The 25,858-nt window shown below is 64.9% G+C and carries 20 protein-coding genes; 7 read left to right on the forward strand and 13 right to left on the reverse strand.

Going from position 1 to position 25,858, the window contains the following annotated elements:
- Positions 1-7: 7 nt before the first annotated feature.
- Both Q9316_RS20760 and Q9316_RS20765 read left to right on the forward strand, forming a co-directional pair.
- Entirely contained in the window at positions 8-1,303 is a 1,296-nt protein-coding gene (locus Q9316_RS20760) for an alpha/beta fold hydrolase (RefSeq protein WP_306035640.1), read from the forward strand.
- 18 nt (positions 1,304-1,321) lie between these two features.
- Positions 1,322-3,139, forward strand: a complete 1,818-nt coding sequence (locus tag Q9316_RS20765; protein ID WP_306035641.1) for an aminopeptidase P family protein — start codon at positions 1,322-1,324, stop codon at positions 3,137-3,139.
- A gap of 740 nt (positions 3,140-3,879) precedes the next feature.
- On the opposite strand, the gene Q9316_RS20770 is transcribed toward Q9316_RS20765, so the two are convergent.
- From Q9316_RS20770 to Q9316_RS20795, 6 genes are all read right to left on the reverse strand, one after another.
- Positions 3,880-4,152, reverse strand: coding sequence for a helix-turn-helix domain-containing protein (locus Q9316_RS20770; RefSeq protein WP_306035642.1), 273 nt, complete (start codon positions 4,150-4,152; stop codon positions 3,880-3,882).
- Positions 4,153-4,221: 69 nt separating this feature from the next.
- Positions 4,222-5,097 carry a glycine betaine ABC transporter substrate-binding protein gene (locus Q9316_RS20775; RefSeq protein WP_306035643.1) on the reverse strand — a complete coding sequence of 292 codons (876 nt, stop codon included), beginning with the start codon at positions 5,095-5,097 and terminating at the stop codon, positions 4,222-4,224.
- A 51-nt stretch (positions 5,098-5,148) separates the two neighbouring features.
- On the reverse strand, positions 5,149-6,033 hold the full coding sequence (locus tag Q9316_RS20780) for an ABC transporter permease (protein ID WP_306035644.1): 885 nt from the start codon (positions 6,031-6,033) through the stop codon (positions 5,149-5,151).
- A gap of 24 nt (positions 6,034-6,057) precedes the next feature.
- The gene (gene proV / locus Q9316_RS20785) at positions 6,058-7,290 is read right to left on the reverse strand and encodes a glycine betaine/L-proline ABC transporter ATP-binding protein ProV (RefSeq protein ID WP_306035645.1); all 1,233 of its coding nucleotides are present in this window, start codon (positions 7,288-7,290) and stop codon (positions 6,058-6,060) included.
- Positions 7,291-7,535: 245 nt separating this feature from the next.
- Positions 7,536-8,318, reverse strand: coding sequence for a pyrroline-5-carboxylate reductase (locus tag Q9316_RS20790; protein WP_306035830.1), 783 nt, complete (start codon positions 8,316-8,318; stop codon positions 7,536-7,538).
- Positions 8,319-8,410: 92 nt separating this feature from the next.
- Positions 8,411-9,355 (reverse strand): LysR family transcriptional regulator, encoded by a 945-nt coding sequence (locus tag Q9316_RS20795; protein WP_306035646.1) that lies wholly within the window; start codon positions 9,353-9,355, stop codon positions 8,411-8,413.
- Positions 9,356-9,471: 116 nt separating this feature from the next.
- Here Q9316_RS20795 and Q9316_RS20800 point away from each other — a divergent pair, with 116 nt between their 5' ends.
- From Q9316_RS20800 to ade, 3 genes are all read left to right on the forward strand, one after another.
- Positions 9,472-11,274: an adenine deaminase gene (locus tag Q9316_RS20800; RefSeq protein WP_306035647.1), complete on the forward strand. Its 1,803-nt coding sequence runs from the start codon at positions 9,472-9,474 to the stop codon at positions 11,272-11,274.
- Between the two features lie 46 nt (positions 11,275-11,320).
- Positions 11,321-12,721 carry an NCS2 family permease gene (locus tag Q9316_RS20805; protein ID WP_306035648.1) on the forward strand — a complete coding sequence of 467 codons (1,401 nt, stop codon included), beginning with the start codon at positions 11,321-11,323 and terminating at the stop codon, positions 12,719-12,721.
- A gap of 66 nt (positions 12,722-12,787) precedes the next feature.
- Positions 12,788-14,575, forward strand: coding sequence for an adenine deaminase (gene ade, locus Q9316_RS20810; RefSeq protein ID WP_306035649.1), 1,788 nt, complete (start codon positions 12,788-12,790; stop codon positions 14,573-14,575).
- Between the two features lie 66 nt (positions 14,576-14,641).
- Here the strand turns inward: ade and Q9316_RS20815 are convergent, their stop codons facing one another.
- From Q9316_RS20815 to Q9316_RS20835, 5 genes are read right to left on the reverse strand one after another with little or no spacing between them, the layout of a single operon-like run.
- On the reverse strand, positions 14,642-16,459 hold the full coding sequence (locus Q9316_RS20815) for an ABC transporter ATP-binding protein (RefSeq protein ID WP_306035650.1): 1,818 nt from the start codon (positions 16,457-16,459) through the stop codon (positions 14,642-14,644).
- Positions 16,460-16,461: 2 nt separating this feature from the next.
- A complete protein-coding gene (locus Q9316_RS20820) occupies positions 16,462-17,322 on the reverse strand; it encodes an ABC transporter permease (protein ID WP_306035651.1) in 861 nt (286 codons plus the stop codon).
- Positions 17,319-18,260, reverse strand: a complete 942-nt coding sequence (locus Q9316_RS20825) for an ABC transporter permease (RefSeq protein ID WP_306035831.1) — start codon at positions 18,258-18,260, stop codon at positions 17,319-17,321. The genes Q9316_RS20820 and Q9316_RS20825 overlap by 4 nt, the downstream gene beginning before the upstream one ends.
- A 21-nt stretch (positions 18,261-18,281) precedes the next feature.
- Positions 18,282-19,799, reverse strand: a complete 1,518-nt coding sequence (locus Q9316_RS20830; protein ID WP_306035652.1) for an ABC transporter substrate-binding protein — start codon at positions 19,797-19,799, stop codon at positions 18,282-18,284.
- Positions 19,800-19,852: 53 nt separating this feature from the next.
- Positions 19,853-21,334 carry a M81 family metallopeptidase gene (locus Q9316_RS20835; protein ID WP_306035653.1) on the reverse strand — a complete coding sequence of 494 codons (1,482 nt, stop codon included), beginning with the start codon at positions 21,332-21,334 and terminating at the stop codon, positions 19,853-19,855.
- Between the two features lie 630 nt (positions 21,335-21,964).
- Here Q9316_RS20835 and Q9316_RS20840 point away from each other — a divergent pair.
- Positions 21,965-22,828, forward strand: coding sequence for a MurR/RpiR family transcriptional regulator (locus tag Q9316_RS20840; RefSeq protein ID WP_306035654.1), 864 nt, complete (start codon positions 21,965-21,967; stop codon positions 22,826-22,828).
- A 338-nt stretch (positions 22,829-23,166) separates the two neighbouring features.
- Positions 23,167-23,631 (forward strand): RrF2 family transcriptional regulator, encoded by a 465-nt coding sequence (locus Q9316_RS20845; RefSeq protein WP_306035655.1) that lies wholly within the window; start codon positions 23,167-23,169, stop codon positions 23,629-23,631.
- Positions 23,632-23,640: 9 nt separating this feature from the next.
- On the opposite strand, the gene Q9316_RS20850 is transcribed toward Q9316_RS20845, so the two are convergent.
- Positions 23,641-24,348 carry a glutathione S-transferase gene (locus tag Q9316_RS20850; protein WP_306035656.1) on the reverse strand — a complete coding sequence of 236 codons (708 nt, stop codon included), beginning with the start codon at positions 24,346-24,348 and terminating at the stop codon, positions 23,641-23,643.
- A gap of 46 nt (positions 24,349-24,394) precedes the next feature.
- Positions 24,395-25,699 carry a nicotinate phosphoribosyltransferase gene (gene pncB, locus Q9316_RS20855; protein ID WP_306035657.1) on the reverse strand — a complete coding sequence of 435 codons (1,305 nt, stop codon included), beginning with the start codon at positions 25,697-25,699 and terminating at the stop codon, positions 24,395-24,397.
- Positions 25,700-25,858 lie beyond the last annotated feature (159 nt).

Below are 25,858 nucleotides of genomic sequence, written 5' to 3' on the forward strand. Positions count from 1 at the left end.
ACTTCCCATGATCGTTTCCGAATACACCATTCCCGGCATGCATATCCGCGACCATGTCGTCACCGTGCCGCTCGACTGGACACAGCCGGCCGGCCGCACCATCGAGATCTTCGCCCGCGAGGTGGTCGATCCCGTACGCAAGGACGAGACGCTGCCGCTCATCTGCTTCCTGCAGGGCGGACCGGGCGGAAAATCGCCACGGCCGACGCGCGGCGGCCCGCCCTGGCTGCACAAGGCGCTGAAAACGCACCGGGTCATCCTGCCCGACCAGCGCGGAACCGGCCGCTCCACGCCGGTCGACGCGGCGACGATCGCCGGCTTCGACGGGGAGGCGGGCGCGGATTACCTCGCGTGCTTGCGTGCCGATTCCATCGTCGACGACCTAGAGCACCTGCGCAAGGCCGTCTTCGGCGGGGTGCGCTGGCAGACGCTTGGCCAGAGCTATGGCGGTTTCCTGACGTTCACCTATCTCAGCCGCGCGCCCGAGGGGCTTTCGGCATGCTACATCGCCGGCGGCATGCCGAGCCTCGATCCCTCGGCCGACGCGGTCTACCGACATACCTATCCCCGTGTGCGGGCCAAGAACGAGGCGTTCTACAAGCGTTATCCTGACGATCGTGCGCTGGTCGCCCGCATTGCCGATTTCATCGATGCCCACGACGTGCTGCTGCCCGATGGCGACCGCCTGTCGGTCCGCCGTTTCCAGAGCCTCGGCATGGATTTCGGCATGGGGCCGGGCTTCGAGAACATTCACTGGCTGCTCGACGAGGCTTTTGCCGGCGACCGGCTGTCCGACCAGTTCCTCGCCTCCCTCATGCATGCGACCGCCTATCACGGTAATCCGCTGTTTGCCGCCATCCACGAAGCGATCTACGGCGAAGACGAAGGCGCAACGGGCTGGTCGGCGGAGCGGCTGCTCGGCGAATTCCCCGAATTCGACGCCAAGGCGCGCCCGCTGCTCTTCACCGGCGAGATGATTTATCCCTCGATGTTCGAGGAGATCGCGCTGTTGCGGCCGTTCCGCGCCGCCGCGGAGGCGCTCGCCCGCCGCCCACGCCACAGCCGGCTCTACGACAAGGCCCGGCTTGCCGCCAATGCGGTCCCCGTCTCGGCGGTGATCTACCATGACGACATGTATGTCGATGCCGGGCTTTCGCTTGAAACGGCGCGAGCGGTCGGCAATCTGGATTTCTGGATCACCAACGAGTTCGAGCATGACGGCATTCGCCAGTCCGGCGCTGTCTTCGAGCGACTTGTCGAACTGGTCGCCGAAAAGGGCGGGCCGCTGAAGGCGGACGGCTAGAAAGAGACTGGACAGATCATGACGAAGAACGACCGTGCGCCGGTGCTGGCGGCGCTGCGCGGCTGGCTGGGTGCGGCCGGGTTGGACGGGCTTATCGTGCCGCGCACCGATGCCCACCAGAGCGAGGTCACGGCGCCACGGGACGATTGCCTGCACTATCTCAGCGGCTTTACCGGCTCGGCGGGCCTTGCGCTCGTGCTAGAGGACAATGCGCTGCTCTTCGTGGACGGCCGCTATCAGGTTCAGGTGCGGCAGGAGGTCGATCCCGCGCTCTTCGAGGTCCGCCACCTGCACGACGATCCGCTCGACCGCTGGCTGAAGACCCATGCCCGGCCGGGCTGGCGCATCGGCATCGATTCCATGCTCGTCGCCGGCAGCCTCTATGACCGGCTCGCGGCCGGCTGCTCGGCGGCGGGGGCGGAACTGGTGCCGCTCGATACCGATCCCTTCGATGCCGTGTGGCGCGAGCGGCCGGCCCGCCCGCTCGGCGCGATCCGCGCGATGCCGCCGGAGGTTGCCGGCGAAACGGTTCTACAGAAGCGTGCGCGTATCGCCGAAGGCCTGCGCGAGCGGGGGGCCGACCTTCTGGTGGAAACGCTGCCTGATAACATTGCCTGGCTGCTGAACGTGCGCGGTTCCGACGTTCCGATGAATCCGGTACCGCATTCTTTCCTCCTGCTCGGTTCGGACAACCGCGTCGAATGGTTCGTGGACCGCCGCAAGCTCGGCAACGACCTCGATGCCTATGAACTGGACGATGTGACGCTCTTGCCGCCGGATCGCTTTCTCGACCGGCTGGCGGCGACGGCGGTGGAAAGGACCGCGCTGGTCGATGCGGATTTCGCACCGCAGGCGGTCCGCGCGGCCATCCTCGCCGCGGGCGGCAGGCTCGCGGCGCAGACGAGCCCGATCACCCTCGCCAAGGCGGCAAAGACACCGGCCGAATTGCGGGGATATCGCGACTGCCATCTGGAGGACGGGATCGCCGTCACCGATTTCCTCGCCTGGCTGGCGGCCGAAGTTCCTGCACGACGGGGCAGGGCGGCGGCTCTGACCGAGCTTGAGGCCGAGGAACGGCTGCTTGCCTTCCGCAAGGAGCGGACCGGGTTCATCGAGCCCAGTTTCCGCACGATTTCCGCCGCCGGCGCCAATGCGGCCATGTGTCATTATGCGGCCCGGCCGGAGACCAATGCCGCGATCGATACGGCCGCGCCCTATCTGGTGGATTCCGGCGGGCAATATCTGAACGGCACCACCGACCTGACACGGACGCTGATGATCGGCGCCCCGAGCCCCAGGATGCGCAAGGCCTATACGGCGGTGCTGAAGGGGTTCGTGTCGCTGATGTCGGTGCGCTTCCCGTCCGGCACGCAAGGCCATCAGCTCGATGCCTTCGCGCGCCGGGCGCTGTGGGAGGTGGGCCTCGACTACGACCATGGCACCGGCCACGGGGTCGGCCATAACCTGCTCGTGCACGAATATCCGCACCGCTTCGACCGGAAACCGAACCTTCACGGCCTGGTGCCCGGCAACATCATGACGGTGGAGCCCGGCTACTATGAGGAAGGCGCGTTCGGGATGCGCATCGAAAACCAGGTGGAGGTTGTCGCCGACGGCGCCGGCTTCTGCCGTTTTTCGTCGCTGACGCTGGCGCCGATCGACCTTGCGATGGCCGATCTCGATGCGCTCAGCCCCGAGGAGGCGGCTTTTCTCGATCACTATCATGCCCGCGTGCGCGCAAGTCTCATGGAGCGGGTCCGCCCGCAAACGAAGGCTTTTTTGCTGTCCCAGACCCGTCTGGTGGCAGAGCAGCGCACGGATCGTCGTCCGGCATGAGCTCCGTGCATAGCTGCACTGCAGCATAATGGCTGTTCAATACGGATGGCTGGTTTATGATCCTCTCCATCGAAGCAATGCATCTCCTCCCGCAGAGCTTCGTGTTTCAGACGGTCCCATTCTCCTCCCAGGGAACGTCTGTCGGAACAGCGGCACTCCTCCTCCCAGTCGCTGTTCATTCTTTTCGAAAAGCCTGCCGCACCTCCTCCCGCGGCAGGCTTTTTCGTTTTTGGCATCGCGATCAACCGGCCGATGGGGGATTTGTGCCGGCGCGCGTACGGCATCGCGCAAGCGCCCTTTGAAGGATGCGCCGGGCGCGATAGGCGCTGATCGGAGCCGGCTGACCGTGCAGCCGGGCCAATTCCAGTTTCTTGTCTATATCGTCGATGGCGCGCATGAGGCGCTCGGTCGGCGTGGGGTCGGCGGTCAGACGGCGACAGGTCTGTTGTGGCATTTTATGGCACCTCGAATCGGCTCCCTCATGGAGCGGTGCCAAGGTAGCCGCCCATCGGAATGGGCCTACCGGCCATGGGTTGCGAGACGCATCGAGATTTATGAGTGGTTAACGCGTTTGCGCCGATTTGAATCAAATCCTTCATGAAGCAGAAGGGGAATCCCTCCCTCTGCTCCACCTTGGGACAGGACGCCCGCGGGCAAGCCCGTTGTCGGAAAAATGCGTTTTCCCGACACGCGTTTAACGCGCAACGACCCGCACTACGAACGGTTGCGCCCGCCCTGCGCTACTGCGCCTCCGCCGGTCCCTTGCCCTGCCCGTCGAGCAGCCATGCGATGCTGACCTGCAGGATGCGGGCCAGCATGTCGAGACGGTTGGCGCGGGGCTCCGACCGGTCGTTTTCCCAGTTGGTCCAGGTCTCGACCGTCACGCCGGCAATGGCGGAAATCTCCTCGACGGAGAGGCCGACCGCGTCGCGCGCCAGCGAGATGCGTCCGCCCATCGTGTCGTAGGCCGTATCGACTGCGGTCCGAGAGGCGAAAGTGGCGTCGTTGTACATGTCGTGCTCCATTGTTCGGACAGGGACTGCCTCGCGGAGATGTCCGCGAGGCGCAATTGCTTCTCGGCGTCAGCCGTCTTCCTTGGCGAGCCAGGCCTTGATCTGGTCCGGATGGTCCGCGATGTACTTGTCGACGGCCTTCTCGTAGGTGGTCTCCTGCGCCGCGAACATCGCGGCCTCGAGATCGCCGATCGGCAGCTTCATGCGCGACAGGAAGCCGGCGACTTCAGGATTGTCCTTCTCGAAATCCTTGCGGGCGATCACGTCGACATGTTCGGCCTTGCCGAGCGATCCCTTCGGGTCGTCGATGTAGCGAAGCTCGTATTTGCCGAACATCCAGTGCGGGCTCCAGGAAGTGGCGACGAACCAGTCTTCCTTGCGGATCGCCCGGTCGACGGTCGTCAGCATGCCGGCCTCGCTGGAGATCTGCAGCTTGTAGGCGTCGAGCCCGTAGTCCTTGACGGCCTTTTCGGAAAGGCGCGTGAGCCCGGCGCCGGGGTCGATGCCCTCGATGCTTCCCTTCAGCTTGTCCTTCACGTCATCCTTCTTGAGGTCATCGATGGAGGAGATCGCCTCCTCGGGGATATATTTGGGCACGACCCAGCCGAGCTTGGCGCCGTCATAGACGGTGCCAAGCGTCGTCACCTTGTCCTTCACCTTGGCGAAATAGTCGGCATGGGTTTCCGGCAGCCAGGCCATCATCATGGCATCGAGATCGCCGCGGGAAACGCCCTGGTAGAGCGGCGCGACGTCGGTCTGGACCAGCTCAACCTCCTGGCCAAGCTCGTCCTTGATGAGCTTGGCGGCGAGCTTGGTGACGAATTCGGCATCGGACCAGGCCGCCCAGCCGATCTTCACCGGCGCCTTGTCCTGCGCAAACGCGGCACTGAGCGTACCGGCGGTGATCCCGGCCGCGAGGCCGATCGTAACGAGGGTCTTGAACATGGTTGCTCCTTTTTGAAGGTTCGCATTGGGCGGCGCTCGAGGCCGCCATTTTCAGGCTGTCGCGGTGGAGGCCACCGGCTGTTGCGCCTGACGGTGGAAAAGGCTGCGCCAGAGACCGGCGCGTTCCTTTCCCAGGCTCTGGGTGATCCGGTCGAGGATCACCGCGAGAATGACGACGGCGATGCCGCCCTCGAAGCCGGTGCCGACATCGAGCCGCTGGATGCCGGTCAGCACCGTGTTGCCGATGCCGCCCGCGCCGATCATCGAGGCGATCACCACCATCGACAGCGAGAGCATGATCGTCTGGTTGATGCCGGCCATGATGGAGGGCAGGGCGTTGGGAAGCTGCACCTTGAAGAGCAGTTGCGCGGCGGTGCAGCCGAAGGCGTTGCCGGCCTCGATGAATTCCGCATGCACCTGGCGGATGCCGAGATTGGTGAGGCGCACGACGGGCGGCATCGAGAAGATGACGGTCGCGATGGTGCCGGGCACGGCGCCGAGGCCGAAGAACATCGCGGCGGGGATCAGGTAGACGAAGGCGGGCATGGTCTGCATGAGATCGAGCACCGGCCGCACGACCGCCGCGACCCTGTCGCTGCGCGCCATGGCGATGCCGAGCGGCAGGCCGGTCACCATGGCGACCAGCGTGGAGGCGAGCACCAGGGACAGCGTCTCCATCATCGCGGACCACAGGCCCATATGATCGACGAGCCAGAGCGAGACGGCGGTGAACGCGGCAAAGCCGAACCCGACGCGCCAGAGTGAAAGCAGAACGAGGATCGCAAGGCCGAGGGGCATCGGCGTCGCCAGCAGTGCTGCCTGGATGCCGTTGGTCACCGCGCCGATCGCGGCCGCGATCATGTCGAGCAGCGGGGCGAAATTGTCGAGGATGTAGTTGACGGCGCTATCGACGCCGTCACCGATATCGAAAGTCATGAAATTGTCTCCGAACTGGCTGGGTCAGGCGGTGCGATCGAGCGTTTCGAGAAGCGCCGACTTGCTGATGGAGCCGAGATAGCGGTTGGCTTCGTCGACAACGGGCACCGGAACGGCGCTTGCGGCGACTTTCCCGAGCACGTTGGACAGGCTTTCCGACGCGGGAATAGGCTCGATGTCCGGTAGGAAGGCCCGCCTGTAGGGATCGCTTGCGCCGTCACGCGTGGTTTCGATCAGCGAATTGCGGCTGACCATGCCGTGGTAGGTCTTGTCGCGGCCGAGGATGATGGCGACGTCCCGGTCGTAGTGTTCCATGCGTTCCAGCGCCGCGGCGGCGGAAACGCCCTGGCGCTCGATGATCGTCACCTGCGTCTTGCGGGCGACATCGCCGGCGCGGAAAACCTGCGAGACGTCGACATTGCGGAAGAAGGAACGCACGTAGTCGTTGGCGGGCTTCAGCACGATCTCGTCGGGGGTGCCGACCTGTACCACCGCGCCGTTCTGCATGATGCAGATGCGGTCACCGATGCGCATGGCCTCGTCGAGGTCGTGGCTGACGAAGACGATGGTGCGGCTGTGCTCGGCCTGGAGGCGCACCAGTTCGTCCTGCATCTCCGTGCGGATGAGCGGATCGAGCGCGGAAAAGGCCTCGTCCATCAAGAGCACGGTCGGCTCGCCGGCGAGCGCCCGGGCAAGCCCGACCCGTTGTTTCATGCCGCCGGAAAGCTGATCGGTGCGGCTGTCGTCGTAGCCCTCCAGCCCGACGGCCCGGAGCGCGGCGCGGGCGCGCTGCTTGCGCTCGGCCTCACCGACGCCGGCGACTTCGAGCCCGAAGGCGGCATTGTCGAGGACGGTGCGATTGGGCAGGAGCGCGAAGGACTGGAAGACCATGCTGATGTCGCGGCGGCGCAGCGCGATCAGCTCGTTGCGCGGCATTGTCGCGACGTCGCGTCCTTCGATCTCGATCGACCCGGACGTGGGGTCGATCAGCCGGTTGATGAGGCGCAGCATGGTGGACTTGCCGGAGCCGGAAAGCCCCATGATGACGAAGATTTCGCCGGCGCGGATGTCGAAGGTGGCGTCGTTGACGCCGATGGTGCAGCCCGTCGCCGCGTGGATATCGGCCTTGGTCCTGCCGGCCCTCAGAAGTTCGAGGGCCTTCTCCGGCCGTTCGCCGAAGACCTTGAAAACGTTCTTGATGCTGATCTTGACCGGTCGGTCGTTTGCCGAGAGTTCGCTCTCAGTTGCAAATGCCATATTGTATCGGGCCCGGCTCCGGAAGCGGGGCGCTCTCCTTCGTCTGTTGAAAGCTGATGAAGCAATCAGCGGGATGGGAAGACGCGCAGGCCGAAAGGCTTCGTAAATACGATAGCGCGTCGCAATGTGGACATCTTCTGGCATACTCGCGCCGCAATGTCCATGTTTTAAGAAAAAAATTCTACGCAGCGAAGGTTTTTATCGCCGAAATGGAATGGTTTGGCTGTGTTTGGTTAGCTTGCGGACTATCCGCGAATTCGCGTGAGGACCCGGTCGAGGGCGAGCATGATGGCGCGGCTGCCGCCGTGCTTTTCGAAATCGGTGAAGACCTGCTCGTTCAGGCCGCCCTTGGTGGCGAATTCGCCGCTGAGATCCATGAAATCGGCATCTCGCGCAGCTGTCAGCGCCGTTTCCGACAGGCCGGCGAAGAGAGGTGCGAGGTAGGCGCGGCCCTTTTCTTCCGGCAGGCCGTTTTCGGCGAGCCATTCGGTCGTGCGGTGCATGACGCCGAAATAGGTCGCCATCAGGGCGCTGGCGGCGGCCAGAAGGTCGTATTCCTCCTTGGTCTCGCACGCGACGGCATTGCCGAGCACGTTGAAGACCGCCGCCGTATCCGCATCCGGCGGATAGATCGCGGTGACGCCCTTGCGCCGGGCGACGAAGGGCAGGGGGATCGCCTGGGCAAGGCGCACGTCCGCGCCGATCCAGTCGAGAAGGGCAGGCCGGCCGGTCGCGGCGACCACGCTGATCACCTTCTGGCCATCACGGAAATGCAAGGGTCGGACGACCTCCTCGGCGATCTGCGGGCGGATCGCCAGCACGACGGTATCGCAGCCGTCGATGATTGCCTGGTTGTCGCTGGCAACGAGAACGGCCGGGAAATCGGCGGCCAGCCTTGCGGAGGTTTCCGCGCTGCGCAGGGACACCATGACATGGGGCACGGCGGCGGGTTCGGCAAGGAGGCCGCGCACCATGGCGTCGGTGATGGCGCCGGTTCCGATGAAGCCGATTTTCTGGGGCAGGGACATGATCATTCCGCTTTCCGTCTTTGGCAGGCATCGGCCCGCACATGCGCGGCGATCGTAGGGTCCCCACCTGGTCTTGTCGATATCCGGCCGCCTTATCTCGGGGCGATCTTCTCGACGAAATAGCGCGGGATCTGGTCGCGCTCGCGTCGGCGGTAGAACTCCAGGCAGAAGCCGACGAAGGCCTTGAAGCGGCGTGAAACGTGGCGGCGCCGCGAATAGATGAGGTTGATCGCCGTTTCGCGCGAGCGCCATTCGGGCAGGACGGGAAGGAGGAGATCGCTCTGGCATTCCGTCTCGACGAAGAAGCCCGGAAGATAGGCAATGCCCTGTCCGGCGACGGCGAAATATTTGAGAGTCCAGTAGTCGTTCGCCATCAGGCTCGCGGGCGGCAGGATTTCGGTTTCCTCCGCGCCTTGCCGGGAAAGATACCAGGGCTGCAGCCGCGTGGTGTTGCGAAAGATGAGGCCGCGGTGGCGGGCAAGGTCGTCGGCGTTTGCCGGCTGGCCGTGCTGCGCGAGATAGTCCGGGCTCGCATAGAGCCCGTAGGAGGCCGTCGCCAGCCGGCGGCTGACATAATCGACGTCGGACGGTTCGCCCCAGTGGAAGATGCCGTCCAGCGCCATGTCGGAAACGTCGCTGAACGGCTGGCGGGCCGAGAGGAACACGACGTCGAGGATGACCTGCGGATAGGTCTTCTGGAAGGCATAGAGCAGTTCGGAGGTGATGGTGGTGCCGAACTCGCCCGTCGAGCCGACCCGCAGCGTTCCCGCGACCTCCTGGTGCATCTCGGCCATGGCCGTCGCGGCGTCGTCGCAGCTCGTCTGGATCTTTCGCGCATGGCGCAGCAGCTCGGAGCCGGCGTCCGTCAGGTTCAGCTGGTGGCCCTCGCGCACGAAAAGCTCGACGCCGAACTGGTCCTCCAGCTGACGGACCCGGTGGCTGAGGGTGGATTTCGGCAGGCGATGCAGGCGGGAAGCTGCGGAAATCGACTTTGCGTCCGCCACTTTCACGAAACAGTCGATCACTGAAAGGTCCATTCCCGCTCTCTATTTCGTTCAAAAAATTGGACGATACGTTCGATAATAGCCTCAATTCGGCCAGTTGTTCAAACGGAAAGCGGCTGAAATACTCCCATCGAACAAGGGAGGTTTGAATGTCCGACATTCGAGAATTCATCCGCGCCGCATCGGGCGGGGAGTCCAAGGCAACCGTGGCCGTTCGTGGCGGCCGGCTGGTCAACGTGGTTTCCGAGGAGATCTACCAGGCCGACGTCGCCATCTATCGCGACCGCATCATCGCCGTCGGCGATATCAGCGAATATATCGGACCCGAGACCGAGATCATCGACGCGACCGGCAAATATCTCGCGCCGGGCATGATCGACGGGCATCTGCATGTCGAATGCTCGAAGCTCTCGCTGACCAGCTTCGCCAAGGCAGTCGTTCCGCTCGGCACGACGTCCATCGTGACCGGCCTCGACCAGATCATCGTCGTCGGCGGCCCGGACGCGGCGCGCGAATTCCTCGACGAGGTGAAGGAAACGCCGCTCAAGGTATTCTGGGGCGCGCCGTGCAAGACGCCCTACACCATGCCGCGCTCCACCGTCGGCCACTATTTCAGCCCTCGGGATCACCGCGACACCCACCACTGGCCGGAATGCGTCGGCATCTGGGAGACGGTGCGCGAATTCATCCAGGAGGAGGACGAGGACGTCCTTCAGGCCATCGCGATCGGTGAGGCGAGCCGCCTGCCGGTGCTCGGCTGCTGCCCGATGACCCGCGGTGCGCGCCTCAACGGCTACATGCAGTCCGGCGTGCGCGCCGACCATGAGAGCTACACGCCCGAGGAGATGCTGGAGAAGCTGCGCGCCGGCATGCATGTCGTCGTGCGCGAATCCTCCATTTCCCACTTCCTCTCCGACAACCTGCGCATTGTCACGGAGATGGGCGTCAAGGCGCTACGCCGCATCAGCTTCTGCACGGACGACGTGGTGGCGAGCGACATCCTCGCCCGCGGCCATCTTGACAATATGGTCCGCATGGCGATCGCCATGGGCATCTCGCCAATGGCCGCCATCCAGATGGCGACGATCAACGGCGCCGAGGCACTGCGCATCGACCACAAGGTCGGCTCGATCTCGCCTGGCCGCACGGCCGACATCCTCATCGTCAACGACCTGCGCGAGTTCCGCATCGAGGCGGTGGTGGCCAATGGCGCGCTTGCCGCCCGCGACGGGCGGATGGCGATCGAACTGGTGCCGCCGCAACGCAGCGCCGGCCTGCTGCAATCGGTCAAGGCCAGGCCGTTGACGGCCGCCGACATTGCCGTGCCCTTCGCCGGCAAGGCCGCGTCCGCCGACGTGCTGGCCATCGCCGTCACGCCGGAGAAGGTTTTCGTGCGCACGCGCCGCGACGTCACCCTGCCGGTCGTGGACGGCAAGGTTCTCGCCGATGCGAGCCAGAACGTACAGTATGTCACGGTGGTCGAGCGCTACGGCAAGACGGAGAACCGTCCGGTCGCCTTCACCTCCGGCTTCAACCTGAAATCCGGCGCCATCGCCAGCTCGACCGCGCCCGACGACAACAATATCATCTGCATCGGCGCCGACCCGCAGGACATGGCGGTCGCCATCAACCACCTCATCGCCAACAATGGCGGCCAGGTGGTGGTCGACAAGGGCGAGGTGGTCGAGTTCCTGCATCTTCCGATCGGCGGCATCGTGTCTGACATCGACCCGGAGGAGATGGCGGCGGCCGAGATGCGGCTGGACGAAGCGGCGCGCGGCCTCGGCTGCGATCTGCCCTGGCCGTTCATGTACATGTTCGTTCTGCAGATCACCGCCATTCCCGACTACGCCATCACCGATCTCGGCGTCGTCGACTGCGTCAATCTGCGGATCATTTCGCCGCTGGACCCGGACGGGTCCGCCGTGGCGAACACGCTTGCGGCGGAGTAGGAGAACCGTCAAGCGGCTCGATGAGGTTCAAAAGGGGAGGAACAGCATGAACTATCAATCGAAAGTCGCGGAAGAACCCGCGGGCCGGGCGCAATCCCGGCCCGGCGGCACCATCGACCGCCTGTTTGAGGTCACAAAAAGCGGATCGACGGTCCGCACGGAAATCATCGCCGCCCTGACGACGTTCCTGGCGGCGTCCTATGTCATCGTCGTCAATCCGGCGATCCTTCAGAACGCCGGCATTCCATTCTCCGCCGGCGTCACGGCCACCGTGTTGGTCAGCCTGATCGGCAGCTGCGCCATGGGCCTCTACGCCCGCAGCCCCATTCTCGTCGCGCCCGGCATGGGCATCAACGCGCTCTTTGCCTATACGATGGTGATGGGCGCCAACGTGCCGCTGGAGATCGCGCTCGGCTGCGTGTTCTGGGCGGGCGTGCTCTTCACGATCCTTGCCGTGCTCAACCTGCGCACCGCGGTCATCGAGGCGATCCCGAAGGACCTGCGCTACGGCATCGCCTGCGGCATCGGCCTGTTCATCGCGCTGATCGGCCTGGAGAACGCCAAGTTCATCGTCGCCAATCCCGATACGATCGTCGCGCTGACGCCGTTCACGCCCGTCACGCTCACCTTCATCGCCGGCTTCATCATCACGGCCGCGCTCGTCGTGCGCCGCGTGCCCGGCGCCATGATGGCGGGCATGGTCATCACCACCCTTCTCGCCATCCCGATCGGGCGCTGGTGGGGCGATGGCAGCGCCTTTGCAGCCGGGGTGCCCGACATGCACACGCTGGTCAACTGGAGCGGCCTCTTCGCGGCGCCCGACTTCAGCTTCGTCGGCAGGATCGACCTCATCGGCGCGCTGCAATTCGCCTATGTGCCGTTCATCTTCGTCTTCCTCTTCACCAATTTCGTGGAGGCGCTCTCGACCTTCCTCGGCCTGGCGGAAGCCGCCGACCTGAAGGACGAGAACGGCATGCCGCGCAACGTGAAGGAATCGATGCATGTCGATGCCGTCGCGGCGCTCATCTCGGCCCCGCTCGGCACGAGCCCGGCGACCGTCTACCTGGAATCGGGCGCCGGCATCGCGCAGGGCGGGCGCACCGGCCTCGTCGCCTTCGTCGCCGGCCTGCTGTTCCTGCCGTTCCTGTTCCTCTCGCCGCTGCTGTCGCTGGTTCCGGCGATCGCCACGGCGCCGGTCCTCATCCTCACCGGCCTCTTCATGTCGGAGCCGATGGGGCGGATCAACTGGGGGGACATGGAGGATGCCATTCCGGCCTTCCTCGCCATCGTGCTCATTCCGCTGACATTCTCGATCACGCTCGGCCTGTCGCTTGCCATCATCGGCTTCGTCGTGATGAAGCTGGCGCTCGGCAAGCCGTCAGAGGTCCGGCCGGTCATGTGGTTCGTGGCGGCGCTGGCGGCGATGCTGGTCGCGCAGGTTCAATGATTTTCTCCGGCGGCGCCGCAAGCGCCGCCGGATCGCAGAACACTCGGATTGGAAGGATAGGCGGCAATGCTGCAATCATGGTCTGAAACCGCACCGCTTCTGGTGGACGTCGCGATGGGGCGCAAGCCCGCGGATCTCGTCATCCGCAACGGCCGCTGGGTGAACGTCTATTCGGGCGAGATCGTCCCGAACACCGACATCGCGGTCGCGGCCGGGCGCTTCGCCTATGTCGGCCCGGACGCCAGCCACACGATCGGCGAGGGGACGACGGTCGTGGATGCGGCGGGCCGCTATCTCGTGCCCGGCCTCTGCGACGGGCACATGCATGTCGAAAGCGGGCTGGTGACGGTGACGGAATTTGCCCGCGCGGTCATTCCGCACGGCACGACCACCATGTTCGTCGACCCGCACGAGATCGCCAACGTGCTTGGCATGGCCGGCGTCAAGCTGATGAACGACGAGGCGCAGAGCCTGCCCGTCAACATCTTCGTGCAGGTGCCGAGCTGCGTGCCGAGCGCGCCGGGCCTGGAGAATGCCGGCGCGACGCTGAGCGCCGAGGACGTGCGCGAGGCACTCGCCTGGCCGAACATCGTCGGCCTCGGCGAGATGATGAATTTTCCCGGCGTCGCGGCGAACGATCCCAAGATGGTCGCGGAAATCGCCGCCACGCAGAACGCCCGCCTGACGGTCGGCGGCCACTATGCCTCCCCGGACCTCGGCCGGGCCTTCCATGCCTACGCGGCTGGCGGCCCGGCCGACGACCACGAGGGGACCACCGTGGACGACGCCATCGCCCGCGTTCGTCAGGGCATGCGTGCCATGCTGCGCCTCGGCTCGGCCTGGTTCGACGTGGCGGCGCAGGTCAAGGCCATCACGGAACGGGGCATCGACCCGCGCAACTTCGTGCTCTGCACGGATGACAGCCATTCCGGCACGCTGGTTCAGGACGGCCACATGAACCGGGTTGTCCGCCATGCCATCGCGCAGGGCCTGAAACCGGTGACCGCGATCCAGATGGCGACGCTCAACACCGCGCAGCATTTCGGCCTCGAACGGGAGCTTGGCTCCATCGCCCCCGGCCGCCGCGCCGACCTGATCGTCACCTCGGACCTCGCGGCCCTGCCGGTCGAGATGGTGTTCGCCCGCGGGCGCCTGCTGGCCGAAAAGGGCGCGCTCATCGCCGACATTCCGGCCTACGACTATCCGGCGAGTGCCAAGAACACGGTTAAGCTCGGCAAGGCGCTTGCCGCCGCCGACTTCGACATTCCTGCAAGCGGTGCCGCGGAGGTGGACGTGCGGGTGATCGGCGTCGTCGAGAACCAGGCGCCGACCAAGGCTCTGCAACGCCGCCTGCCGGTCAAGGCCGGCCTCGTGCAGATGGATCGTGCCGGCGATGTCTGCCAGATCGCGCTGGTCGAGCGCCACCGGGCGACCGGCGGCGTGGTCAACGCCTTCGTCTCCGGCTTCGGCTACGACACCGATTGCGCCATGGCCTCGACGGTCGCGCATGACAGCCACCACATGATCGTCGTCGGCACGAACAAGGCCGACATGGCGCAGGCCGCCAACCGCTTGCAGGAAGTGGGCGGCGGCATCGTGCTGATTGCCGGCGGGCGGGAGCTCGCCCTCGTCGAGCTGCCCGTCGCGGGCCTGATGTCGGACGAGCGCGCGGAAATCGTGGCGGAGAAGGCCAACCGCCTGGTGGACGGCATGCGCGCCTGCGGCTGCACCCTCAACAACGCCTATATGCAGCACTCGCTGCTGGCGCTGGTGGTGATCCCGGAACTGCGCATCTCCGATATCGGCCTGATCGACGTCACGCGGTTTGAAAAGACCGACGTCATCGTCGGTTAGCATTCGCCACCGATGGGCTGACGCGACAAAGGGCCGGAAACCGGCCCTTTGTCTTTTTTGAGAGCCTCACGCCGCTGCCGCGCTCGCCTCCTGAACGAAATGGCCTGGTGATACCTCGCGATAGGTTCGCCGGGGCGGCACGTAGCCGTGCGGACGCAGCGGGCTCTTGATCTCCTCGTTGAGCGGCGGCGGCTGGTGGCCGCGGCGCGCGGGATCGGGGATCGGCACGGCGGAGATGAGGCGGCGGGTATAGGGGTGCTGCGGATTGTCGAAGATCGCCGCGCGCGAGCCGATCTCGACGATCTCGCCGAGGAACATCACCGCGACGCGGTGGCTGACGCGCTCCACCACCGCCATGTCGTGCGAGATGAAGAGATAGGCGAGGCGGTGCTTTTCCTGCAGGTCTAGGAGGAGATTGGCGACCTGCGCCTTCACCGACACGTCGAGCGCGGAGACCGCCTCGTCGGCGACGATGAATTTCGGCTCCAGCGCGAGCGCGCGGGCAATCGAGATGCGCTGGCGCTGGCCGCCGGAGAATTCGTGCGGATGGCGCGTCGCCACCGCCGCCGGCAGGCCGACCTGCTCCAGCAGTTCGGCGACGCGCGCCTTGGCCTCCTTGCGGCCGAGCAGGCCATGCGCGAGCATCGGTTCGGCAATCGCCGAGCCGATGGTGATGCGCGGATTGAGCGAGGCGAACGGGTCCTGGAAGATCATCTGCGTGTTGCGGCGCATGGAACGCAGCGCGCCTGAGCCCGCCTTCGTCACGTCCTGTCCGTCGATGACGATCGACCCGTTGCTGGGATCGACAAGGCGCATGATCGCCCGGCCGGTTGTCGATTTGCCGCAGCCGCTCTCGCCGACCAGCGACAGGGTCTCGCCCGGGCGAAGGTCGAAGGAGACGTTCTCGACGGCGTGGATCTGGCCATGCGGCAGGGCGAAGCGGACGGAGAGCGCGTCTACCTTGAGGAGAGGTTTGACATCATCGGCGACGGGCTCCATGACCCGGCCGTCGCTTGCCGTGCCCGTCGCCGGATCGACATCGGGAAAGCGGCGCGGTGCAATCGCGTCGCCCATCGTGCCGAGCCTTGGAATGGAGGCGAGCAGGGCCTTCGTATAGGCGGCCTTCGGCGCGGCGAAGATGTCCGGTGTCGCGCCGGTCTCGATCATGTCGCCGCGGAGCATGACGACGGTGCGATCGGCCACCTCCGCCACCACGCCCATGTCGTGGGTGATGAAGAGCACGCCCATGTTCTCCTCGCGCTGCAATTCGCGCAGGAGGTGAAGGATTTCAGCCTGGACGGTGACGTCGAGCGCCGTCGTCGGCTCGTCGGCGATGAGCAGCTTCGGCCGGCAGGCGAGCGCCATGGCGATCATCACGCGCTGGCGCATGCCGCCGGAGAACTTGTGCGGATATTCGTGGAGGCGCGATTTCGCCGCGGGAATGCGCACGCGCTCCATCAGCCGGAGGGCTTCCGCCTCCGCCGCCGTCCACGAGAGGTCGCGGTGCAGCACCAGCGCCTCGGCGATCTGGTTGCCGATGGTGAAGACCGGGTTGAGCGAGGTCATCGGCTCCTGGAAGATCATGCCGATGGTGCCGCCGCGCACGCTGCGCATCTCCGCCTCGCTCGCCTGGAGAAGGTCGCGGCCTTCGAGCAGGATGCGGCCTTCGCAGCGCGCCCGACCGGCGGGGAGCAGCCGCATGGTCGACAGCGCCGTGACGCTCTTGCCCGAGCCGGATTCCCCGACGATCGCGACGGTTTCCCCGGCGTGAACCTGAACGTTGATGTCGCGGATGACGGCGCGCCATCCTTCCGCGGTCTTGAAGGAGGTCGTGAGGTTTTCGACCGAAAGCACCGGCCGGCTTGCATTATCCGTTGCAGACATGGTCAGCTTTCCTTCGCAAGACGCGGATCGACCAGATCGCGCAGCCCGTCGCCGAGCAATTGCAGGGCAAGGACCGAGAAGACGATGGCGAGCCCCGGGAAGATCATCAGCCAGGGGGCGTTGTTCATGTATTCGCGCCCCGAGGCGAGCATCGTGCCCCAGGTCGGCATGTCGGTGGAGACGCCGACGCCGAGGAAGGACAGGCTCGCTTCCGCCAGCATCGCCGAAGCGAAGACGAAGGTGGCCTGCACGAGGATGGGCGAGGCGAGGTTAAGCAGCACATGGCGGGTCAGGATCTGCCAGGTCGGCAGGCCCATGGCGACGGCCGCCTCGATATAGGGCAGTTCGCGCAGCACCAGCGTCGAGCCGCGCACGATGCGGGCAAGGCGCGGCGCATAGGTGATGCCGAGCGCCAGGATGACCGTCGAGAGCGAGGGGCCGAGGGCCGCGACGAGCGCGATGGCAAGCAGGATGTCCGGGAAGGACATCATGGCGTCGAGCAGCCGCGAGATCGGGGCATCGAGCTTGCGGAAGAAGCCGGCGGCAACGCCCATGATCACGCCGAGCACGGTGGAGATGCAGACGACGCCGAGGCTGACGAGCAGCGAGATGCGGCCCGCATAGATGGCGCGGGAGAAGATGTCGCGGCCGAATTCGTCGGTGCCGAAGATATTGGCCAGCGACGGCGCCTTCAGCTTGTTGACGATCGACAGCTTGTTCGGCGCGTAGGGGGCGATCCACGGCGCGAGAATGGCGGCCAGCAGCACGATAAGGAGGATGATCGCGCCGAACAGGATGGCGCGGTTGCGGAACAGGCGGCGCAGGCTGGCCGCGATCGGAAGGGTGAGGGAACCGGTCATCATAGGCGCACCCGCGGGTCGACGAGGATGTAGAGCATGTCGACGATGAAGTTGATGAGCACGTAGATCGCCGCCACGACGAGCAGCGTGCCCTGGATGACGGGATAGTCGCGGCGCAGCACGGCCGAGACCACGAGATTGCCGACGCCCGGCAGGCCGAACACCGTCTCGGTGACGACCGCGCCCGCCACCAGCATAGCGATGGAAAGGCCGATGACGGTGATGATCGGGATCATCGCGTTTTTCAGCGCATGTTTCAGGATCACGCGGCGCTCGCTCGCGCCCTTGGCGCGGGCTGTGCGCACGTAATCGTCGCCGAGCACGTCCAGCATGGCGGCGCGGGTGAAGCGGGTGATGAGCGCCGAATTGACGACGCCGAGGGCGACGGCCGGCAGCACGAGATGATGCAGCCGCTCGAGGAAGGAGGTGTCCGGCCCGCCATAGCCGGAGGCCGGGAACCAGCCCTGGCCGACGGCGAAGACCTGGATGAGCATGAGGCCCAGCCAGAAGCTCGGCACGCTCGCGGCCACCATGGTCAGCGTCACGACAACCTGGTCGAACAGCGTGCCGCGCTTGACGGCGGAGAGGATGCCCACCGGCAGCGCGATCGCCACCGCGATGAGGATGGAGAACAGGGTGAGGAAGAAGGTCGGCTCCGCGCGCTCGGCGAGCGCCGTCGTCACCGGCTGGTCGAGGAAGATCGACTGGCCGAGATCGCCCTTCAGGATGCCCAGGACGAACTGGCCATACTGGGCGATCAACGGCGCATCGAGCCCCATCTTGGTGCGCAGCTGCGCGATGTCCTCGGGGGTCGCATCCGACCCCAGCATCACGGCGGCGGGATCGCCCGGCGTCACGCGGACGATGACGAAAACCACCGTCACGACCAGGGCGAGCACGATAGCCATGCCCCCCAGCCGTTTCAAAAGTGCCTGGGCGATCCTTGCCATTTGCCTGTCTCCTTACTTCTTCGGAGTGACGTTCCAGAAATGCGGCCAGTAGGTGGGTGTATAGTCCTCAATGCCGGCGGCGACGCCCGTGACGGCGTTGAAGTTGCCGACCTTGAAGAGCGGCGCGTCGTCGTAGATCACGGTCTGGATGCCTTCCCACGCCTTCTGCTTGTCGGCGTCGGAAACGGCGTTCATATAGGTCGAGACGGCGGCGGCCTTCTGCTCTGAAACATACCAGCCCGGATAGGTGTCGGTGATCGTGTTGATCGTCGTCGGGTCGCCCGGGAAGTTGGAATGGGTGATGAAGATATCCCATTCCTTCGGGTCGGCACGGCGGGTCGTCAGCGTTGCCCAGTCCACCACCTGCAGGTCCACCTTGAAGCCGGCGGCCTCGAGATAGGCTTTCGCGACTTCGCCGATCTTGTAGTGGAATTCGTATTGGCGGCTGGTCATCAGGCGCAGCGGCGTGCCGTCATAGCCGGCATCGGAAAGCAGCTTGGCGGCCGCTTCCGGGTCGCCCTCGCCGTAGCGCGCGACGCCTGCCTCGGTGTACCAGAGCGAACCCTTCGGGAAGATCGAGGCATCGACGCTGAAGAAGCGCTCGTCGGAGAAGGCGGCGAGCATCATGTCGTTCGGGTTGAGCGCGACCTGGACGGCCTGGCGCAGCTCCTTCTTCGTCAGCAGGCCTTCCTTCATGTTCATGTTCATGGAGGCCCAGCCGGTGTTCTCGTAGATGACGGGCTTGGCCTTGCCGCTCGCCTCGACGCGCTCATAGGCGCTGACCGGAAGCGAATCGGCAAAGTCGAACTGGCCGGAGATCAGGCCTTCGACGCGGGTATTGGCGTCCGGTACCGGTACGAAGCGGATTTCCTTGGCGATGGCCTCGCGCTTGCCGGCATAGTTGCTCGGCTCGCCTTCGGGCGACTTGTAGCCGTCGAAGCGGACGAGCTGGGTGTACTGGTCTGGCTTGCGCTCCTTCAGGGCATAGGGGCCGGTGCCGACGAATTCGGTCAGCGTGTCGGCGATCTTTTCCGAGGGCATGATGACCGAGGCCTGCGAGAAGGTCGCCAGCAGCGGCGCGTAGCGCGACTTCAGCTTGACGACGACCATGTTGGCGCCGTCCTCGGTGATGCTCTCGACGACTTCGGCAACCTGCTTGCCCTTGGAATTGACCGCCATCCAGCGCGTCAGCGAGGCGGTGACGTCCTTGGCGTCGAGGTCGCTGCCGTCGTGGAACTTCACGCCTTCACGCAGCGGGATGCGGTAGGTGAGGCCGTCCTCGGAGATCTCGGGCTGGGCGGCCGCCAGCAGCGGCACGGAGCGCCACTCGTTGTCATAGGTGTAGAGCGTCTCGAAGATGTGCTGGTCGATGGTCAGCACGATGTCGGTCGCCGTCTGCATCACGTCGAGCGTCGGCGGCTCGCCGATGGTGGCGACGGTCAGGACGCCGTCCGTGGTCTGGGCGATGGCGAGGCTGCTGGTGCCGGCGGCCAGCGCCGCCAGGGTTGCGAGGATGATTGCGTTTTTCATTGTATTCCTCCGTTTTCAAAGCTCTTGCGCCGGCTCCCGTCCGGCTGGGTGGTTCAGGTCTCGAGGCCGAGCGGATCGGCGACACGCGGCCACAGGTCGAGCCGCGCCTTGCGGTAGGCCGTCGTGGCGGGATCCGTCGGATAGGAGGTTGGGGCGGCGACGTAGACGATCTCGGAGGAGATCGGCTGGAAGCCGGCATGGAAATGGTTGGTCGACTTCACCAGCAGGAAGGCCTTCTTGGTGAAGTCCACGCCCTGGTTGGAGAAGATGTCTGGCTCGTAGGTCTGGGTGCGGCTGGTGATCAGCACGATGTCGATGGTCGTGCCGAGCGGGCGTACCACGGCGGCCGCGCCGAGCGTCACGCGGCTGTTGCGGAAACTCTGCCAGCCGGCGTCGAACACGGCCCGGACGGTAACCCGCAGGTCCAGCGGCTCGCCGCCTTCCGGGCCGGACTTGCCGCCAAAGCGCAAGGCGAGTTCCGCGCCTTCGCCCGCCGCATGGCAGAAGGTAACGGCGATGGGATCCCAGATGGTCGCGACCGCGACGTCCTCGAAGCCGCGCTCGATCATGCGGCGCAGGATGAAGGTGGCGTCGCCCGCGACGCCGCCGCCCGGATTGTCCCAGACGTCGGCGATGACCACCGGCACGTCCGGCCGCGCGGCGCGCACGGCGAGCGCCCGGTCGAGCCCAGCCTCGGTGTCGAACATCGGCATGGCGGTCTGCCGGCGCATGCCGTAGAGCTCGTGGCCGAGTTTTTCGGCGAGCGCGTCGCCCTTCGCCTTGTCGCCATCCGTGACGACGACAATGCGCGTGCCCATGTCCGGCACGTCGCCGGCCATGAAGCCGTGGATGACGGAGGCCGAGAGAATGCCGTCCTTGCCTTCCATCGCCTTCAGCCGGTCGACATAGGCGCGCATCGGCTCGCGGCTCGTCGGGTAGATCGTGATCATGCGGCAGTCGAAGGTGGAGACGACGGGCTTGATCTCGCCGCGCAGCGTCCGCAGCGCCAGTTCCACCACATGCTCGCCGCGCTCCTCGAAATCCGTATGCGGGAATTCGAGGAAGGTCGCCATGATATCGAGATTGGCGACGCGCTTGGCCGTCAGGTGGCTGTGCGGGTCGAATTCGACGGCGATCAGCACGTCCGGTCCGACAAGATCGCGGATGCGGGCCAGGAAATCGCCTTCCGGGTCGTCATAGCCCTGCGCCACCATCGCGCCGTGCAGGCCGAGCACGACCGCGTCGACCGGAAGGGCGTCCTTGAGTTCGCCGATGATCCGGTCGCGCAGCGTCTCGTAGGTCTGCCGCTGGATGAGGCCGGCCGGCTCGGCCCAGCAGGACGTGCCCTCGATGACGGTGAAACCCTCCGCCCGGCCGCGCCGGCGCAGGATCGGCACGACGGAGGAGCAGAGCGTCGGCGTGTCGGGATGCTCGCCCGGACCGGCATAGAAGGCGGCCTTGAAGGCATTCATATCCGTCGGAACGGGCGAGAAGGTGTTGGTCTCGGTGGCGAGCGATGCCGTGAAGATACGCATATGTCCGTTCCGAATGGGTTCTGGTGTCCGCATGCACGCCGGCACCGGCGCCGCCTTCGCGTCCGCCTGCCAGCCCGAAAGCTATCCGCCGTGTTCCGGATGAATGTTCCCGTCGATTGCTTCATCGCTTGGCGATGTAATTTGTTTTCCAGATGATGCGATAATTTCACAAAAAGTCAACATATGGACGCGCTATGAAGAAAATATATGTAATCTGTTTTCACATTGGCTGATTTTGGAGAAAGATTTTCACGGCTCTCCAAAGTGCTGAATCGCTTTTTTTGCCTGCTCCCCGATGAATCAGTCTTGTTTATCCAGCGGTTTTGGGTGGAAGGTCGCCGCTGCGGGCTCGTTTGATGCGCGAGCGGCAGAGAGGAACGTGAAAATGATGAGGCTTCCAAGCCGAGAAAATTACAACGGGTCCTTCTGTTTGGAGTGTCGCTGAAGCGAAAATGCAGGAGAAGCGATGAAATTTTATCAAGCCGGCTGGCATATGCGACCCAAAGCGGCCGGCAGATTTCCGTTAATCGGCCATTGTCTGATGCCGGCTCTGTGTTATGACTTGAAATGTTGAAATTCGTTTTCACGAGCGTTACGGCAATCGCGAAGATTTCGCGGGCGGGGGATCTGATGGACCTTTTTCACGCATTGTCGGATGAGGGAAACAGGCTGTCGGGCCTCGACCGCAAGCTCGCGCAGCTCGCTCTCGACGACGTGGATTTCGTCATGAACGCCTCGATCGGCGATCTTGCCGAGCGCGCCGGCGTCTCGCCGCCGACGGTCACGCGCTTCTGCCGCCGGCTGGGCTGCCGGGGCTTTCCGGATTTCAAGGTGCAGCTCGCCAAGCTGGCCTATGTGGGCCTGCGCTACGTCAAGCCGGAAGTGCCGACCGAAACGCCGGAAGAGGTCGCGGCCGATATCATCGCCAAGGCGCAGAACGCGCTGTTCCAGCTTCATCGCCAGATCGATCTTTCCGCGCTGGAGACGGCCGCCCGCCTGCTGCGCGGGGCCGACTTCATCCAGGCCTTCGGGGCGAGCGGCAATTCCGCGATGATCGTCAACGAGCTGCACAACCGGCTCTTCCGGCTCGGGTGCCGCATCCATGCGTCCAACGACCACAACATGAATGCGATGCTTTCGGCAGCGGCACAGCCTGGCACCGTGGTCTTCGGCTCGTCCTTCACCGGGCGCGATCCGGCGCTCGTCCATTGCCTGGAGCTGCTTCGCCAGCGCGGCGTGCCGACGGTTGTCGTCACCCAGAGCGGATCCCCGGTTGCGGCGGCGGCCGATGTTGTCGTCGCCGTCGACCTGCCGGAAGGCAAGAACATCTTCCGCCCCACCTCCACGCGCTTTGCCTATCTTGCCGTCATCGACATGCTGGCGAACCTCGTCGCCTATGCCGATCGCAACAAGTCTTTGAAAACGCTGCGCAGCATCAAGGAGGAACTGGTGAGCCGCCGCGACGGCGACGACCGCCAGCTCCTCGGGGATTGATCCCCTAGCGGTGCGCCGCCGCTCGATTGTCCGCGCGATCGCGATGATGCCGGCGGTCACGCTTGATGAAAATTACGCCGACAAAGCGGAAAATGATGCCATTTGGGCACGTCCATTGCCAAAACCACGTAAGAGCTTGACAAAAGACGCCGATTTCCTTGCGGCACAGCGCGCAAATAAATTATACCGTTTTTATATGTTTTTCGCACTTCGGTGCCTAGAATGAGCCGGAATCGCCCGTCAATGGGTGGACCGATCGATCTTCCGAAGAAGACGATAAAACCGCCGGACGCGCCGTGCGTCCACGCCGCCGCATAGCCGATGGAAAGCAGGCTGAGATGCTGACGAAAAAGGGAAAATACGGATTGAAGGCCCTCGTGGACCTCGCGCGCCTTGCGCCGGGCGAAACGGCGTTCGTCAGCGAGATCGCCCTGCGCAACAACATTCCGAAGAAGTTCCTCGATACGATCCTGCTGGAACTGCGCAATGCCGGCATGCTGCGCTCGAAGAAGGGCCCGGGCGGCGGCTATTCGCTTTCGCATCCGGCCTCCGAAATCCGCATCGGCCACGCCATACGCGTGCTTGACGGCCCGCTGGCGCCGATCCGCTGTGCGAGCCGCACGGCCTACGAGGCTTGCGAGGACTGTGCGGATCCGGAGGCCTGTCAGGTCCGCCGGGCGATGACGGAGGTTCGCGACGCCATCGCCTCCATCCTCGACACGTTGACGCTCGAACAGTTCGTCGCCGTGCCGGGCGCCGCCGCGATGATCGAGGAAGAGACACTGGAGAAGCGGGTCGGCTGATCCGCGATACTAAGCGTCCAGTTCCGGATAGTGGCGAAAAAGATCGTTCTCGTTCGGAGCGATCCGCCTTTCGCTCGCCAGATAGGCCGCGATGTTCGGCAGCTCGGCGACATCAGCGCAGACGGCGTTGACCTTGCCATAGTTCGGGCCCAGTCGGTTCATCAGCTTTGGAAAGGCATAGGTCAGCCCGCTCATCGCCTGAAAAATCGAAAGATCGGCATAGGTCAGGCGATCGCCGACAAGGTGGGCCGGGCCTTCGGGGTTCTTCTCCAGGATGGTTTCGAACCAGCCGAGAAATTTCGGCACGCGCTCCTCGCGAAATTCCTTCGCCCGCCGCAGCGATTCCGGCTTCTGGTCTTCGTAATATTGCCCGGCGCCGATCGGGTGATGGACATCGTGCGCCTCCAGCACGAAATCCGCGATGGTGAGCTGGATCTGGTGCGTCCACAGGCGCAGCCGCTCGTCCTTCGGCGCAAGGTCGAGCTTGTCGCCCAGATAAAGGAGGATCGCGGCGACCTGGCCGACGACTAGCGTGCCGTCCTTCAGGAAGGGCGGCGCGAAGGACGGTGTCGCCACCTGCTTTCCCACTGCCGCGATGACGCCGTCGCCTTCTTCCCGCGCGACGTCCCTATACGGGGCCGCTGCCGCTTCCAGCGCCAGCCGGACATATTCGCCTCGGCCCTGAATGCCGGTCCAGTAATAGAGTTCATAGGTCATGGCGGGGAAATGCCCTTGGCGTTGCTGCGGTTCCGATCCTCGATGACTACACCTCGACCGGCCTGACGATCTGGCCGTTGACGCCGAAGACGCGGCGGTATCGCTCGATCTCCGCCGGGTCGCCCGTTGCCTTGAGAGGATTGTCGGAGAGCTTGACGGCCGGCCGGCCGTTGGCGCTCGTCACCTTGCAGACGAGGGAGATCGGGTCGAGGCCGTTGCCGCCGTCAGGGTCGCAACCCCGGAAATCATTGGTCAGGTTGGTGCCCCAGCCGAAGCTCATGCGTACGCGGCCGTGGAAATGGCGGTACGTCTCCTCGATCGTATCGACATCCATGCCGTCCGAGAAGATCAGCAGCTTTTCACGCGGGTCGCGTCCCTTTTCGCGCCACCAGTCGATGATCTGCTCCCCGCCGGCAATGGGCGGTGCGCTGTCCGGCCGGAAGCCCGTCCAGTCCGCCACCCAATCGGGCGCATTGGCGAGGAAGGCGGGCGTGCCGAAGGCATCGGGCAGCGCGATCAGCAGGTTGCCGTTGTAATGCTGCCGCCATTCCTCCAGCACCTGGTAGGGCGCGAGGGCGAGGGCTTCGTCCCCCTCCGCCAGCGCTGCGGCGACCATCGGCAGTTCGTGCGCATTGGTGCCGATCGCCTCCAGATCGGCGTCCATGGCAAGCAGGACGTTGGAGGTGCCGATGAAACGATCGCCGAGCCCTTCCTTCAGCGCTTCCACGCACCAGCGCTGCCACAGGAAACCGTGGCGCCGCCGTGTGCCGAAATCGGAAATGACGAGGTCGGGAAGCTGCCGCAGCCGTTCCACCTTCTCCCAGAGCCGCGCCTTGGCGCGGGCATAGAGCACATCGAGCGTGAAGCGGCCGCGCTCGCGCATGGCCGCGCGGGATTTCATCTCGTTGATGATCGCAAGCGCGGGAATCTCCCACATGGTGGTGTGCGTCCAGGGCCCGTCGAAATGCAGCTCGTACTGCCCATCCGCCTTGCGCAGCTCGTAATCAGGCAGCTGGAAGGCGGAGAGCCAGGCGATGAAATCCGGGCCGAACATGCGCGACCTGCCGTAAAAGCTGTTGCCGGCCAGCCAGATCAGCTCCTTCTTGGTGAAGCGCACGCTTCGGGCGTGGTCGAGCTGCGCGCGCAGTTCCCCCTCGTCGATGATGTCGGCGAGCCGCACGCTCGTCGTGCGGTTGATCAGCGAGAAGGTGGCGTTCACATCCGGGTGGAGCTGCCGGATCATCTGCAGCATCAGCAGCTTGTAGAAATCCGTGTCGAGCAGGCTGCGCACGATCGGATCGAGCCGGAAATTGTGGTCGTAGGTGCGGGTCGCGATATCGTTGACGGCCATGCCGGCTCCTGGTCGATGGCGGAAGAATCCATGGTCTGCCGGCAGCGGGCTTGCCGGCGCGCCAGCCTCGTTTATCGAACCGCCGATTGCAAGCCGGGCGCAAAAAGTCGCATTTTTTTACGAAGCTGTCGGAAGCCACTTCCCTCGTTCGTCTTTACG

This window comes from Shinella zoogloeoides (assembly GCF_030733845.1).
Taxonomy (GTDB): Bacteria; Pseudomonadota; Alphaproteobacteria; order Rhizobiales; family Rhizobiaceae; genus Shinella; species Shinella zoogloeoides_C.